General features: G+C 39.9%; 14 protein-coding genes and 2 tRNA genes. 9 read left to right on the forward strand and 7 right to left on the reverse strand.

The window, feature by feature from the left end; translation table 11 throughout:
• The first annotated feature begins 77 nt into the window (after positions 1-77).
• Positions 78-899 (forward strand): SDR family oxidoreductase, encoded by an 822-nt coding sequence (locus tag ACO6S2_RS14240; protein ID WP_422359229.1) that lies wholly within the window; start codon positions 78-80, stop codon positions 897-899.
• Here ACO6S2_RS14240 and ACO6S2_RS14245 read toward each other — a convergent pair.
• Positions 892-1638 carry an SH3 domain-containing protein gene (locus ACO6S2_RS14245; RefSeq protein ID WP_422359230.1) on the reverse strand — a complete coding sequence of 249 codons (747 nt, stop codon included), beginning with the start codon at positions 1636-1638 and terminating at the stop codon, positions 892-894. The two genes, ACO6S2_RS14240 and ACO6S2_RS14245, sit on opposite strands and share 8 nt — an antisense overlap.
• A 74-nt stretch (positions 1639-1712) precedes the next feature.
• Here ACO6S2_RS14245 and ACO6S2_RS14250 point away from each other — a divergent pair.
• A tRNA-Lys gene (locus tag ACO6S2_RS14250) sits at positions 1713-1785 on the forward strand.
• A gap of 56 nt (positions 1786-1841) precedes the next feature.
• A tRNA-Lys gene (locus ACO6S2_RS14255) sits at positions 1842-1914 on the forward strand.
• Positions 1915-1981: 67 nt separating this feature from the next.
• On the opposite strand, the gene ACO6S2_RS14260 is transcribed toward ACO6S2_RS14255, so the two are convergent.
• From ACO6S2_RS14260 to ACO6S2_RS14270, 3 genes are all read right to left on the reverse strand, one after another.
• Positions 1982-2578 (reverse strand): EF-hand domain-containing protein, encoded by a 597-nt coding sequence (locus ACO6S2_RS14260; protein ID WP_422359231.1) that lies wholly within the window; start codon positions 2576-2578, stop codon positions 1982-1984.
• A gap of 60 nt (positions 2579-2638) precedes the next feature.
• A complete protein-coding gene (locus ACO6S2_RS14265; RefSeq protein WP_422359232.1) occupies positions 2639-3238 on the reverse strand; it encodes a LysE family translocator in 600 nt (199 codons plus the stop codon).
• A 116-nt stretch (positions 3239-3354) separates the two neighbouring features.
• On the reverse strand, positions 3355-4965 hold the full coding sequence (locus ACO6S2_RS14270) for a tetratricopeptide repeat protein (RefSeq protein ID WP_422359233.1): 1611 nt from the start codon (positions 4963-4965) through the stop codon (positions 3355-3357).
• 122 nt (positions 4966-5087) lie between these two features.
• Here ACO6S2_RS14270 and ACO6S2_RS14275 point away from each other — a divergent pair, with 122 nt between their 5' ends.
• Both ACO6S2_RS14275 and ACO6S2_RS14280 read left to right on the forward strand, forming a co-directional pair.
• Positions 5088-5594, forward strand: coding sequence for a pathogenesis-related family 1 protein (locus tag ACO6S2_RS14275; protein WP_422359234.1), 507 nt, complete (start codon positions 5088-5090; stop codon positions 5592-5594).
• Between the two features lie 97 nt (positions 5595-5691).
• Entirely contained in the window at positions 5692-6534 is an 843-nt protein-coding gene (locus ACO6S2_RS14280; RefSeq protein WP_422359235.1) for a universal stress protein, read from the forward strand.
• Between the two features lie 54 nt (positions 6535-6588).
• On the opposite strand, the gene ACO6S2_RS14285 is transcribed toward ACO6S2_RS14280, so the two are convergent.
• A complete protein-coding gene (locus tag ACO6S2_RS14285) occupies positions 6589-6942 on the reverse strand; it encodes a hypothetical protein (protein ID WP_422359236.1) in 354 nt (117 codons plus the stop codon).
• 154 nt (positions 6943-7096) lie between these two features.
• Positions 7097-8101: an amidohydrolase family protein gene (locus ACO6S2_RS14290; RefSeq protein ID WP_422359237.1), complete on the reverse strand. Its 1005-nt coding sequence runs from the start codon at positions 8099-8101 to the stop codon at positions 7097-7099.
• A gap of 97 nt (positions 8102-8198) precedes the next feature.
• On the opposite strand from ACO6S2_RS14290, the gene ACO6S2_RS14295 reads away from it, so the two are divergent.
• Entirely contained in the window at positions 8199-8633 is a 435-nt protein-coding gene (locus tag ACO6S2_RS14295; RefSeq protein ID WP_420580952.1) for a peptidylprolyl isomerase, read from the forward strand.
• Between the two features lie 93 nt (positions 8634-8726).
• Complete coding sequence (locus tag ACO6S2_RS14300; RefSeq protein WP_422359238.1) at positions 8727-9608, forward strand: hypothetical protein; 882 nt, start codon at positions 8727-8729, stop codon at positions 9606-9608.
• A gap of 58 nt (positions 9609-9666) precedes the next feature.
• Here ACO6S2_RS14300 and ACO6S2_RS14305 read toward each other — a convergent pair whose 3' ends face one another.
• On the reverse strand, positions 9667-10218 hold the full coding sequence (locus tag ACO6S2_RS14305; RefSeq protein ID WP_422359239.1) for a hypothetical protein: 552 nt from the start codon (positions 10216-10218) through the stop codon (positions 9667-9669).
• Positions 10219-10374: 156 nt separating this feature from the next.
• Between ACO6S2_RS14305 and ACO6S2_RS14310 the strand changes: the two genes are divergently transcribed.
• The gene (locus ACO6S2_RS14310; RefSeq protein WP_422359240.1) at positions 10375-11790 is read left to right on the forward strand and encodes a TonB-dependent receptor; all 1416 of its coding nucleotides are present in this window, start codon (positions 10375-10377) and stop codon (positions 11788-11790) included.
• A gap of 156 nt (positions 11791-11946) precedes the next feature.
• The gene (locus ACO6S2_RS14315) at positions 11947-13338 is read left to right on the forward strand and encodes a sodium-dependent transporter (protein WP_422359241.1); all 1392 of its coding nucleotides are present in this window, start codon (positions 11947-11949) and stop codon (positions 13336-13338) included.
• Positions 13339-13569: the final 231 nt, after the last annotated feature.

The raw sequence follows: 13569 nt of genomic DNA on the forward strand, positions 1-13569 counted from the left end.
CAAAGCTGGAAACAATTTATCTCAAAAACGAGTATTACCTCAAGACTTATTAAATTCGAGCTGAATTAGAATTACCAATGCCCAAATCTCAAACAGTTGTCATCACGGGAGGAACATCAGGAATAGGCAAAGCCTGTGCAGAGCTGTATGCTTCCAAAGGATATAACCTCGTATTAACTGGTCGAAATCAAGAAAGATTAGATCAAGTCATCCAATCCTTTCAATCTTCTGGCTACCAAGCCTTGGGCGTTCAAGCTGATGCAGCCAGCGAAGAAGGTGCAAAGGATGTAATTGAACAAACCATTAAAACCTTTGGATCTTTAGACGTACTGATCTGTAATGCAGGCATCTCAATGAGAGCCATGTTTGAGGACCTGGATCTAAAAGTATTCAAAGAGGTGATGGACATCAACTTTATGGGTACTGTAAACTATGTCAAGTACGCCCTACCCCATTTACTGGAATCAAAAGGAACAATCATTGGCATATCTTCAATAAACGGACATCGTGGTACCCCTGCTCGTACCGCTTATTCCTCTTCTAAGTTTGCCATGGAAGGTTTCTTTGAAGCACTAAGAACGGAATTACTCTATCGAGGCGTGCATGTATTGGTAGCCAGCCCGGGATATACTGGTACAAATATCCGTAATGCAGCTTTGACAGCTGATGGAAAGGTACAAGGAGAATCTCCTAAAGACGAAAGCAAAATGATGACCGCCGAAGAGGTGGCGTTACGAATTTATAAAGGACATCAAAAAAAGACGAGGAACTTCATACTCACACCACTTTGCTGGTGGCTAAATTTCCTTAACCACTTTGTACCAAGACTAATGGACAAGATAGTCTATAATGTATTGGCCAAAGAACCCGATTCGCCATTGAAAGAAAAGGCTAGCTAATACGCTTGATCATTTTCGATCTGATGTATGCTTCACGTCCATTCCAATCTACCTTTACCCAAACACCTTCTTCATCAAGAATATTGAGACGGTGTCCTTTTTTCACTACTTCAATCAGATCCGCTCCTCCTGAGGGTCCTGTCATCAGGTAAGCATGATCTTCAATGATAATTCCTCTCGGTTCGCTCAGCTCAAAATTAGTTAACCAAAAAAAGAACAATAACACCACAATTGCTGAAATCGCATATGGCATAGCATTAGAACCCGACTTGAACTTTCTATAAAGAACAATGGCAATCAAGAAAATAACAACACTAAAAATGAGCATATTAAACTCAAGGTAATATTTGTGCACAAGTCCTTTGAACAGTGTAGTATCGGATAATGCAAACCCATAAACCTCATGTTCACTGGCCAGTTCTTCCATCTTATTCTGTGCCCGTTTGTCTGAAGTCTGTTCGTAATATTTGCTTAAGTAAACTAAAGCCTGGCTATAATCTCCTAACCCCTCTTTGATATAAGCCATCTTCATGAGCATTTGGGGAGAAGCCTCATTATTCCCCTCGAATACCTGCTCATAGATCTCGAAAGACTCGGTATATTTTTGAAGCTTAAACAATGAATCGGCTTGGGCCAATTGTCCCTTGATTTCCCCTCCAAAAGACGAAAAAGATGTGGTCGATAAACCGACAAAAAGTATTGTAATAAATTTGAAGATATTGTTTTGTTTTTTACTCATCTCGTGCCTACATTTGCAACCGCAAAATAAGGGAAGGGTCAAGAAAAATGAAACTTTCCGGCGCGAAAAAGTATGATTCGTTAGCTCAGTTGGTAGAGCAACGCCCTTTTAAGGCGTGGGTCCTGGGTTCGAGCCCCAGACGAATCACTTTCAAATAAAGACCTCGGTGACTGCCGAGTTTTTTATTGTCCATAGTCTAACTCGATTCGTTAGCTCAGTTGGTAGAGCAACGCCCTTTTAAGGCGTGGGTCCTGGGTTCGAGCCCCAGACGAATCACACCAAACCGTCGCATCTTATGTGACGGTTTTTTTATGCCCTAAAATCTACTTGCAAGATTTATTATTTAAACTTCCGTATAGACAGTTCTTCTGGTATCAAACTGATAACTTTCTGGATTACCAAAGAGTAAATTCCCTGGCTTTTTGGTGTCTTCACTGGTGAAAAAATCCACCAACGCTGAAGCGAGCTCTTCCTTACTCAGTTGCATATCTCCATTGATATCCAACTTTTTGAAGCAAATATCAATGAACTTAATTTCTACTCGCAATGACACGAAGAAGCACATATACTCCTGTTTAGACAAGAAGTTATTATGATCCTTGTCGTAGATATAAAATATATCTTCAGCCATTTGTTTCGCTACTTCTTCAAATGGGCCATAAATTTCATTGACCGCTACAGCCTCTAAAAATTTCAACCAATTGGTCAAATTACACCTACTTGGTTCTTGATTGGCTAAAAACTCCGTGAGTCGATGCCAAAAATCCTGCCCCCTTTTAGTTATGAAATCTTCTACTTCCGAAGGTGGCATCAGACACCTGAATATGGCTACATTGTCCCCTAGATTTTGAAAATCACTCTGCATGAGCAATCCATCATGATCGAAATCTAAAATTTTAAATAGATGGGTAAATTTTTGAGTAAGAGTTGAAGAAAGCATTTTGTAAAGAACGGAAAAAAACGGAATAATTCCTATTTAAGCTCGCCTCACCAATAGCCACTAGTCAAACAATCCGATTATATCTAGAGCAGTATATACCAATGCCAACGAGAGCAAGGCATTGATCGCCATTTTTGCTTTTTCATTCTTCATATACTTTTGAATCATAGCCCCAAACAACGCCCAAATAGATACACTGACAAAGCACACCAAAGAAAGAAATACCGTCCAACTTAATAACCAAACTGGTTTTTCATTTGCTCCCACCAGAAAAGAAGTAAAAATGGTCATTCCATAAAAAAGTCCCTTAGGATTCACTACCTGCAGCAACAATCCTCTAGAATAGCTAGCCAATTGGGTATTTTCTTGGTTGGCAACATAGCTAGCGCTGAAGGTTTTATAAGCTAACCAAACGATATAGGCAGCTCCTACATATTTCAAATACTGCTGAGCCCAAGGTGCGTAATACAATAGAGAGCTTGAAAGGACAGCACAGGCAAACAGCAGTAGAAAAAAACCTGAGGCGATACCCAACAAATATTTGAGTGTTTGTTGATATCCAAACAACATGCCCATAGAAGCACTGGAAATATTATTTGGCCCAGGCGTCATGGTAGTCACAAATACAAAAGACAAGAATGTAGCATTTACAAATTCCATAAATTTAGTGGATGACGATCAGCAATTTATAGTCGAAATAAACTGTTTGGAGGTACTTAACGTGAATTGTTTAAACGCTTTATATGAATATTTCTAATCTACGTCTAAATAGACCATCAATTGGAAGTTGTCAATTCATTTTCAAACTTCAGAAAGAAATCCACCAAATTCTCTTCATGCTCTAGTTTTAGTTTTTTCCTAAGACGATAACGAGCTGTTTTTACGCTTTCAGGTGAAATACCCAACACTCTAGATGACTCTTTCAAATTCATATTCAGTCGTAGCAGTGCCGAAAGCTTCAATTCAGCATTGCCCAAATCAGGATATTGTTTTTTGAGAAGGGCAAAGAAATCGGGGTGAACCTCTTCAAACATTAGTTTGAAGTTTTCCCAATCCTGGTCTATTCTAAAACTATCAGAGATCATCGTGTTAATTTTATTTAGCCCCTTGTTTGTATCTGGCAAAGACTCCTTCTTCAGTTCGTTGATTTTCTCTGTCAGTTCTCCCATGAGTTCATTTTTTTGAATAAAATTCAATGCATAGGAGGTCAGTTCCTTTTTCTTCTGAACCAGTTGATTTTGCAGGTCCTTTTCTTTGAGTTTTGAATTCTTCACCTTGAGTCTCAGAATCAAAATCAGAAACAAGAGAAATGAAATCACAAAAACGCCGGTAATCAACGTCCGGAATAAGAATAGCTGTTCTTCGGCCTTTTCTTTTTCCAACAATGCGATCTGTTTCTGATTCTTTTCCTCTTCATATTTTAATTGAAGAACCTCTACCTTCTTTTGCACCTCCTCTCCTCTTACTGATTGATCCAACTCATAGAGTTTCTCAAATGCCTTAAAGGCTTTCTTGTAACTACCCTCAGCAGCAGATATATCTTTCTTGTCCTCATAGGCATGAATCAAACTCAGTGGGTCACCAGACTTTTGGCTCATTTCAATAGCTGAATCTACGTAAACTTGAGCCAGGCTATACCTCCCTCTTTTTGCGTGCAAGACAGCCAAGTTGGAATAAAGATCATTCACCAAAAAATGTTTCTTATTTTCAAAAGTATCTTTTGCTTTTTGCAGATGCTTTTCAGCCACCTCTAGGGAGTCCATTTCAATAAGTATCGAACCTACATTATTGTGGAGTAATGCTTCCCCATCTACATCCCCAATAGCCTGTTTGAACACAATCGCCTTCCTAAGAAATTGAAGTGCCGTATCTAAAACCAAATTTTCTGCAAATGCCTTACCTAGATTTAAGTAAATAGAGGCCAACCTTACTGTATCTTGCATGCTCTCAGCGGCAGCCGCAGCCAACTTGCCATGAACAATGGCTCTTTTATAATTGCCCATAGCATCATACACATTTCCCAAATTTGAGTTACTCGAAGCGATACTTCTGTAATCTTCGTTTTCTGTAGCGATCCGAAGAGCTTCCAGATAGTAAGTGGCCGCATTTTCGTTGTCACCTCGAAGCCAATAAGCAGAACCTAAAATATTATTGTATATGGCCGGCATTCGAGAATCCCCCATACGTTTGGCTATAACTAGTCCCTCTTTAGCTAGAGCCTCCAGTATATCCGGATCACTTTTGCGGTACGCAAAACACGTCTGTGGTATCCATTTAAGTTTTTCTTCTGAATCAGGCATTGTAGCCAAAACCTGTTTCAGCGAGTCTAATTGAGCCCAGGCTCCAATAGATGAAAAGAGAAAAAATAAAACTATCGTAGTGCGCATGAGTTTGACTTTTGAGTACAACTCTCTTAGTTTAATCCAAAAATAGGCAATTGTCAGTCAACACAAATTACTAATGGAATGATGCAGCTAAATTGTTTACCTTACTAAAAATAAAATAGAACATGAAATACTTCTCATTCCTGTTTTTTCTTACTTTTTTCCTCTTTGGCTGCGGCTCTGATGATGATGGAGGTGACACTTTCCCTTCTTTCGAAGAATCTACTATTCAGGAAATTCTGAATGCACATAACGAATATAGAAGCGATGTGGGCATTGCGAACATTAACTGGTCCGAAGAAGTTGCCACCTCTGCACAAGCCTGGGCCGATGAATTAGCCAAAGACTGTGAGTTCAAACATTCGGGTGGGGACTTTGGTGAGAATATTTGGGCCGGCACGGAAGGCGCCTTCTCTCCCACCGATGTAGTGATGAGCTGGGGTTCTGAGATTGAAGACTATGATTACGATTCGAACACTTGCGCAACAGACAAAGACTGCGGTCATTACACTCAAATTGTTTGGGAGAATACTACCAAAGTAGGCTGCGGCGTGGCTACCTGCAATGGTAGAGACATTTGGGTATGTCAATATGATCCTCCAGGGAATTTTGTAGGCGAGAAACCTTATTAATCATTGAATATGAGGAAAATCAGATTTTCCGGAGACATAGCTCAATATAATAAATCAAGTCATGGTCTAAGTTTGAGTAAATCAAACACGAAGAGCCATGCGTATAACCAAAATATTAGTTCCGATAGATTTTTCTAAGTGCGCTATCAACGCACTTAGGGTTGCCACAGAAATTGCCACCAAACAAGGGGCAAAAATCGAGGTCGTCAATGCCTTTCATGTACCCTCTTATGCACCAATGGATGTAATGGCTGTAGATTTAGTGAATCAACCACTACTGAAGGAGGAAGAACAAAAAGTAAAAGAGGAGTTCAGATCACTGCCAGACCAAATACCACAATTGAAGGACGTAAGTTATTCCACTAAGGTATTTATGGCACCTACATCGGATGCCATTTATCAATGCACTGAACAAGATGACATTGACCTCATAGTAATGGGCACAAAAGGTCAACATGACGTGGTAGAAAATCTATTTGGTAGTGTGAGTGCACAGGTCATCAAATCTGCGGATGTCCCTGTATTGGTCATCCCAGAAAATGTGAACAGCTTTGATATAAAACATATCGGCTTTGCGGCAGACCTTCATGAGATAGAAAACATGAATCGCCTAAGCATCTTGTCTCTATTGGCCAAAATGTACGATTCTGAAATCAACATCTTCCACATTTCTGAAGAAAGTGACCAAGAGTCTATAAGTGAAGCAGCTCGTGAGCGCATGTTCCTTGAAAGCTCACTGAAGGATATCAAACATACTTTTGCTACCATCTATCATGAAGAACCCCTTGAAGGCATCATGGAGTTTTCAGAGCGTAAAAAACTAGATATGCTAGCCATGTATCCCAGACAACATAACTTATGGGAGAAGTTAGTACATGGAAGCACTACAAAAAAGGTAGTCATGCAGATCAAAATTCCGCTATTGACAATTCATGAGTAAGTCTCCTTAGATAACCTATAAGGTTTTGAAAGCCTTATAGGTTTAAGTCTCACATTAGAAAAGAAGCACCGAAGAGAAATCAACCACCTTAACTAAAATCTCTTCTTCAAATCTACTTTTTAGAATTTCATTTTCTTCATCATCAAAATCTTTATTAATAAATTTCAGTCCATGCTGAAATGATCTATCAAATATTGCTACAAATGCAAAAGTAGATCTCTCCTTATCAATTCTCCTGACCCAAGTCTTTACAACTTGATCACTTTCTTTCCGGTAGAAATAAAAGTGATGCCAATGATCGACTTTATCCCTTTTACCATCTTTCATATTAACTCCAACTGGGAGTTTCAGCTCAGGATGTAACTCCTTGTAAATTTTTAGCCTGTTTATTAGCTGATCTTCACTCATATCTATTTCGTACCTTTCGGCATACGGATAGCTACCTGGAGAGAAATTGCAAGAACTCAAGCCAATCAGGAATGCTGAACAACAAAGCCATTTTATATGATACATATTCGACTTCATTATTTCACATTTTGTGCGTTTTCATAAAAGCTTAATGCTATAAATCCATCCCCAACCAATCCAGGGTAGATTGATACATGATATTATCTTTATCAGATTGAGACAAATCGCTTTCTTCTATAAACTTACCTATCTCTAAATCACCCAACGGGAACGGATAATCAGTTCCCAGAGTTATTTTCTCAGAGCCAATCATTTCGATGATATATTTCAAATATGGAAGATCATGCGTAATACAATCCACCCAAAACTTACCTAGGTATTCTCTCGGATTGTTTGAATTGTCTATGGCTACCAAGTCTGGGCGACAGTTGAAACCATGCTCTACCCTACCAATTGTCGCCAGCAATGAACCTCCCGCGTGCGAGAAGTTGAATCGTACCTTCGGAAACTTCTCCATCACTCCACCAAAGATCAAAGAGCAGGCCGCACGAGAAGTCTCCGCTGGCATGCCCACCAACCAAGGCAACCAGTATTTAGACATATGCTCTCTACCCATCATTTCCCATGGGTGGATCATAACAGCTAAGCCGAGCTGTTCACAAGCCTCCCAGATTGGATAAAACTCTGGCTCATTCAAATTCTTATTATTGATATTCGAACCGATCTGTATGCCTGGCATACCTAATTCTTTGATTCGATGCAGCTCCTTTACCGCATGTTTTGCCGACTGCATAGGCACAGTCCCAAGCCCAATGTAATTCTTTGGATAATCATTCACTACCTGAGCGATGTGATCATTCAAAAACATCGACAACTCTAAACAATCATCTGCCTTCGCCCAATAACTGAACATCACTGGAATGGTACAAACCACTTGATAGTTTGTATTGAATTTTTCGTATTCTTCGATACGTACTTTAGGGTCCCAGCAGTTTTCGTTGATTTCCCGAAAGAACTCACCACCTTTCATCATATCAGCATAATGTGGTCTTTTATGCACCAAGTGGATAAAATCACCATAACCAAACTTCTTAGCAAAGTCAGGCAATTTTTCGGGCAGGATATGCGTGTGCATATCGATTTTCAGGTTCTTGCTCATGGGTCGTTGTTTAATGCTTTTTTGAATCTATCGACTGATTCAATCAATTTCCGAAATTAAGCATTTAGATTTGCCTTTTTGAAATTAGAATAAAAAAATTATGACTGCAGAAATCCACACCTCAAAAGGTGTAATGAAGTTGGAGTTTTTCGAAAAAGATGCTCCTAATACAGTAAAGAACTTCACTGACTTGGCTAAGAAAGGTTTTTATGATGGATTGACTTTCCACAGAGTAATTCCTGACTTCGTGATCCAAGGCGGTTGTCCTGATGGTACGGGTGCTGGAGGCCCTGGTTACCAAATCGACTGCGAGCTGGACGGCGACAATCAATTTCACGATCGCGGTGTATTGTCTATGGCACACGCAGGCAGAAATACTGGCGGATCTCAGTTCTTCATATGCCACAGTAGAACGAACACGGCTCACCTGGACAGAAACCATACTTGTTTTGGAAAAGTAGTAGATGGCTTGGACGTAATTGACCAAATCAATCAAGGAGATAAAATGGACAAAGTGGTAGTGAACGACTAATTCATTATTCAATAAGAATTTAGAGCGGCTATTCAGCCGCTTTTTTTATGCTCTCATTTTATTAATTTAGAGCAATCATCTAAACTATAAACCATGAAAATCAACATATTACTAGCTTCTTTGGCTCTGATTGCATTTACTTGTCAACCTGCTAAAAAGAAAGAAGAAAATCCTTCAGTTCCTGAAAAAGTTACAGCCCCAACCCTTACTAAGGTCTGGGAAACGGACAGCACCTTACAAACTCCAGAGTCTGTCATATATGATGAATTTCGAGACGTACTCTATGTTTCCAACATCAACGCCGTACCTCCTACCGCCAAAGACAATGATGGATATATCTCAATCATTTCGATCAATGGAGAGATCATAGAAAGAGAATGGGTCACTGAAATCTCAGCACCTAAGGGCATGGGCATTTCAGATAGTAGTTTGTTTGTGACCAACATAGACGAAATTGTAGAAATAGATATTCCAAGTGGCGTCATCATCGCAAGATATCCCATAGAAGGTGCCGCGTTTTTGAATGATATAAGTGTAACTAAAGATGAAGATGTCTACATCTCTGATACAGGAACCAATACAATACATGTACTAAATAATGGGAATGTGAGGACATGGCTCAACGACACGACATTAATAGGGCCGAATGGTCTATTGCATCAGGGAAGTCATCTCATGGTTGCTTCTTATTTTGGAGATGAGTTTTCCCGAATAGACATCAACACAAAAATGAGAGAGGTAATATCTGACTCCATTCCAGGAGGCGATGGAATTGTAGCCTATGGCGAACACTATTTCGTGTCAAATTGGAATGGCGAGGTTCATTTTGTAGATAATTTAGGAAGCAGAACCTTAGTCTTAGACACTAAAGCTGAGGGCCAAAATGCCGCTGATATTTGCTACCTGCCTGAAAAGCAATTGTTACTGGTGCCTACCTTCTTTGGGAACACTGTAGCTGCATACGAAGTGAAGTAACAAAAGACCATACAAAGGGTTGTTGAGCATAGAGAACATCAGCTTGACAACCCTTTATTCAATAATTCAGCTCTTTACTTTCCACATTCCTGAACATTCCCTCCGACTTGTAGAATTTACCCCGTTCAATCATCCCGAGATATTCGGTTTTTTCCTCTCTCCTTTCATAAACATAGTGTGTACCCAAATAGTCGAGGGAATACACGTCAAAACCCATAGATATATCAGAATCTCTAACCACCAGAGCATCAAACAGCATACCTGTATACGTTTCGTAATTATGATCGAAGTAGAAATAGAGAATATGACCTTTTTCGCTTACCGGATCTAAGACGTGTTCAGATTCTGTTCCCATCATCGTATTTTTGATTTTCATCTTTCGCCAAATGAAAAATGGAGATCCTTTACTTGTGAACAGTTTCCACTTATACCAATAGGTAATTTCAATATCACCTACTTTAAAAAATACTTTCCTGTAATAAAACAGATTCAGTGAATCGATATAAGCCGCAACCACTCCCATGAAAAACAGCAAAAAGAAAATAATCCCTCCCCACATGAGTCTTTCATCAAGATTTACTGTTTCATAAAGGAGAAGAAATTGGTTCAATGTGGATCGTTGGTTTAAAAAGTCTAACGATTAAATTTTTAAGAAATTGATCGCGTGCTTTAAATATTTAAAATAATAAGCAAAAATAGCAAATTTGGCAGGTTCCTGCTTTCAAATCGAGTACCTTCTGGATAATTTTGTACAAGCAAAGAAATTATGGAAGCAGGCGTACACACCACAAAAGAGAAAGCTCTCTCTCTCAATCTAAATGAATCCATTTATGGTACATTGGCTGAAATTGGAGCAGGACAAGAGGTGGCGTCCAATTTTTTCAAGGCTGGTGGAGCCTCTGGAACCATAGCCAAAACCATGTCAGCTTATGACATGAAGTTTTCTGATGCAATCTATGGAGCAACCAAGCGATACGTCTGCGAAGAAAAACTCCTCAAAATGCTCGACAAGGAGTATCACCTGCTATCCAAACGCTTGAATCATCGAGCCGACGAAACCCGTTTCTTTGCTTTCGCTAACACAGTTGAAACTATTAACTACCAAAAGACCAATCAAGGACATGGCTGGATTGGGGTACGGTTTCAACTGACTCCTTTCGCAGAACCCAACGACTGCATCATCCATGTCGTACTGAAAGATCCGGATATGCTCTGGCAGCAAGAAGTGCTTGGCAAAATTGGAGTTAACCTGATCTTTGGTTGTTTCAATCATTTTGGTGATCCTGAGAAACTGATGACTTCAATTGTCGACAATTTCAGTAAAGATCGAATTGAAATTGACATGTTCAGGTTGGAAGGACCTGCATTTGAAGGTATCGATAATCGGTTGATGAGTTTACAACTGGTCAAACACAAACTGACCAGAGCTGCCATTTTCAACCAACATGGTGAAGTCAAACAACCAACTTCTTTCTTATATAAGAAAAATGTGTGTGTATTGAGAGGCAGATTCAGACCCGTCACGCATGTAAATGTAGATATGATGCTGGCTGGTGTGCGTCAATTCAAAAAAGAGCTAGAAGAAAACAACGAGCAATTCGATGTCATTGCTGAACTCACCTTGAAGGACCTTACGCTTGATGGAGAAATCGACGAGCAGGATTTCCTGGATCGAGTGGACTTATTGAACTCCTTAGGACAAACCGTACTCATTTCCAATTACCAGGAACATTATCGATTAGCTGTTTATCTCAGTAGGATTACCAGAAAGGGAAAGATTGCCTTCATATTAGGCATCAACAATTTGGCGCGCCTTTTTGAAGAAGAGTACTACACCAACCTTCCTGGTGGAATTATGGAAGCCTTCGGTAAATTGTTTGCCGCCAATCAACAAGTATTGGTTTACCCAAGTAAAACCGATAGATCAGATCAACTTCAAACAAGTGATAATTTTCAACCTTCAGACCACCTCACTCATCTCTATGAGCACCTGAGAACCAACCTTTTTATTCAGGATATAAAAAACGCCAAAGTCGAAAACCTTCATATTATTTCAGATAATGTTTTAGAAATGATCAAAAAAGGTACGGCTGGTTGGGAAGAGTATGTCCCCTACAAAGTGGCTCACATGATCAAGGAGAAAAAAATGTTCAAATATTCTGGACAAACAGCAACTGTATAGGTCGCCGATCATCATAATCTGCCTTTGTTAAAAAAAATGTGGGTTATTCCATTTCCTCTTTTATATTCGTGGTTTCATGTAACAGCATAACAATTGACTGTCGCAAGATTTGTGTATCAACCTGTACACTGCGACAATCTCACTAAACAACAGAAAATGGCAGGAAGAGGAAATTTTAGCAATCGATTGGGATTCATTTTAGCAGCAGCTGGCTCGGCGGTTGGACTAGGTAATATTTGGAAATTCCCTTTCGAAGTGGAAGCAGGTGGCGGAGCCGCATTCGTACTCATTTATCTTGTCTTTTGTTTTCTGCTATGTTTCCCTGTTATGGTTACAGAGATTGCCATTGGTAGGAAAACCAGCAAAAATGCAGTGGGTGCATTCAACGCCTTAGGCTACAACAAATGGAACATCATAGGCAAGATGGGAATCCTTGCTGGTGTAGTAATCCTGTCTTTTTATAATGTAGTAGCTGGATGGGCATTGGGCTATTTCTTTGAATTGGCGCAAGGAAACTTCAATGTTGGGAAAGAGTTTGGTTCTTACGTAGCCAATGTGAGTACCACCGGAATCTACGCAGTCGTATTTATGGCAGTGACCGCCTTTGTCGTATCGAGAGGTGTGTCAGCCGGGATCGAAAAAGGAGCAAAGATTCTGATGCCGACATTGATCGTTATGATTCTCGGGTTGTTGGCTTATTCTTTAACACTTCCCAATGCGATGACAGGAGTGCAATACTACTTGATCCCTGAGTTCTCTGAATTGAATCTAAAAACTATTGGTGGAGCCTTAAGGCAATCATTCTTCTCGCTATCCTTAGGCATGGGAACCATCATTACCTACGGTAGTTATTTATCTAAGAAAGAAAATATTATTAGTTCAACTGTATCTGTCACTTTCTTCGACGTTGGCATTGCTTTTTTAGCAGGCTTAATGCTCTTTCCTTTAGTTGCGTATAGCACAGGTGGAGACATGTCTAACGTGCAAGGGGGAGCCGGTCTGATATTCGCTGCTTTGCCAAGTGTATTCGAATCATTAGGAGCTGGATTAGGCAGCTTGTTAGGAGCGTTCTTTTTCCTTCTTCTATCATTTGCCGCCTTGACCTCTACAGTATCACTGCTAGAAGTACCAGTCTCTTATGTTGTAGACGAGCATAAAATCAGTAGACCAAAAGCAACAGCCATTACAGCCGCAATTATCTTTGTTGTTGGACTCCCTTCTTTAGTTGGAAATGGATACAGCGAAACATTTACGGCTTTTATCACTTATGCGGGAGCAGCCTCACCCGTGGGTTTTATGGACTTTCTTGGACACCTGGCAGATTGTATGCTGCTATTGGGAGGGTTCTTGATTGTAACCTTCGCAGGTTATGTTTGGAAGAAAGAAAACCTAAATGAAGAAATTGCGATTGGCTACGAAGGCTACGAAAACTCCAGAGTAAAAGTATTCATCGGTTTTGCGGTACGGTACCTATGTCCAGCACTACTAGGCCTATTGTTTATCATGGTAGTATTGAGCAACTTCTTCGGCGTAGACATTATCAATTAATAAAATACATCCTAAAAAGGAAACTCAAGGTTCTTCGGAGAGCCTTGAGTTTTTTTATGTCAAAATGTGGCCTTTCTATTTTTGGATCACTCTGTATTTCTGGAGGAAATGTATTTATTGTGAGTGGTGAGGGTCAAGCCTTCCTTCTTGCACGAAGACTTCTTTGGTCGTCCCTTCCTCCCTACGAAGTGACTTGAATTAATCGTCTGGCAAGCAAAAAGAACGAGTCAT

It is taken from the genome of Reichenbachiella sp., from assembly GCF_965233835.1.
Taxonomy (GTDB): domain Bacteria; phylum Bacteroidota; class Bacteroidia; order Cytophagales; family Cyclobacteriaceae; genus Reichenbachiella.

What these genes read in the sequence shown, in the direction of transcription:
- ACO6S2_RS14240 (WP_422359229.1), top strand. Translation starts at nt 78, where the DNA reads ATGCCCAAATCTCAAACAGTTGTCATCACGGGAGGAACATCAGGAATA.
- ACO6S2_RS14245 (WP_422359230.1), bottom strand. Translation starts at nt 1,638, where the DNA reads ATGAGTAAAAAACAAAACAATATCTTCAAATTTATTACAATACTTTTT.
- ACO6S2_RS14260 (WP_422359231.1), bottom strand. Translation starts at nt 2,578, where the DNA reads ATGCTTTCTTCAACTCTTACTCAAAAATTTACCCATCTATTTAAAATT.
- ACO6S2_RS14265 (WP_422359232.1), bottom strand. Translation starts at nt 3,238, where the DNA reads ATGGAATTTGTAAATGCTACATTCTTGTCTTTTGTATTTGTGACTACC.
- ACO6S2_RS14270 (WP_422359233.1), bottom strand. Translation starts at nt 4,965, where the DNA reads ATGCGCACTACGATAGTTTTATTTTTTCTCTTTTCATCTATTGGAGCC.
- ACO6S2_RS14275 (WP_422359234.1), top strand. Translation starts at nt 5,088, where the DNA reads ATGAAATACTTCTCATTCCTGTTTTTTCTTACTTTTTTCCTCTTTGGC.
- ACO6S2_RS14280 (WP_422359235.1), top strand. Translation starts at nt 5,692, where the DNA reads ATGCGTATAACCAAAATATTAGTTCCGATAGATTTTTCTAAGTGCGCT.
- ACO6S2_RS14285 (WP_422359236.1), bottom strand. Translation starts at nt 6,942, where the DNA reads ATGAGTGAAGATCAGCTAATAAACAGGCTAAAAATTTACAAGGAGTTA.
- ACO6S2_RS14290 (WP_422359237.1), bottom strand. Translation starts at nt 8,101, where the DNA reads ATGAGCAAGAACCTGAAAATCGATATGCACACGCATATCCTGCCCGAA.
- ACO6S2_RS14300 (WP_422359238.1), top strand. Translation starts at nt 8,727, where the DNA reads ATGAAAATCAACATATTACTAGCTTCTTTGGCTCTGATTGCATTTACT.
- ACO6S2_RS14310 (WP_422359240.1), top strand. Translation starts at nt 10,375, where the DNA reads ATGGAAGCAGGCGTACACACCACAAAAGAGAAAGCTCTCTCTCTCAAT.
- ACO6S2_RS14315 (WP_422359241.1), top strand. Translation starts at nt 11,947, where the DNA reads ATGGCAGGAAGAGGAAATTTTAGCAATCGATTGGGATTCATTTTAGCA.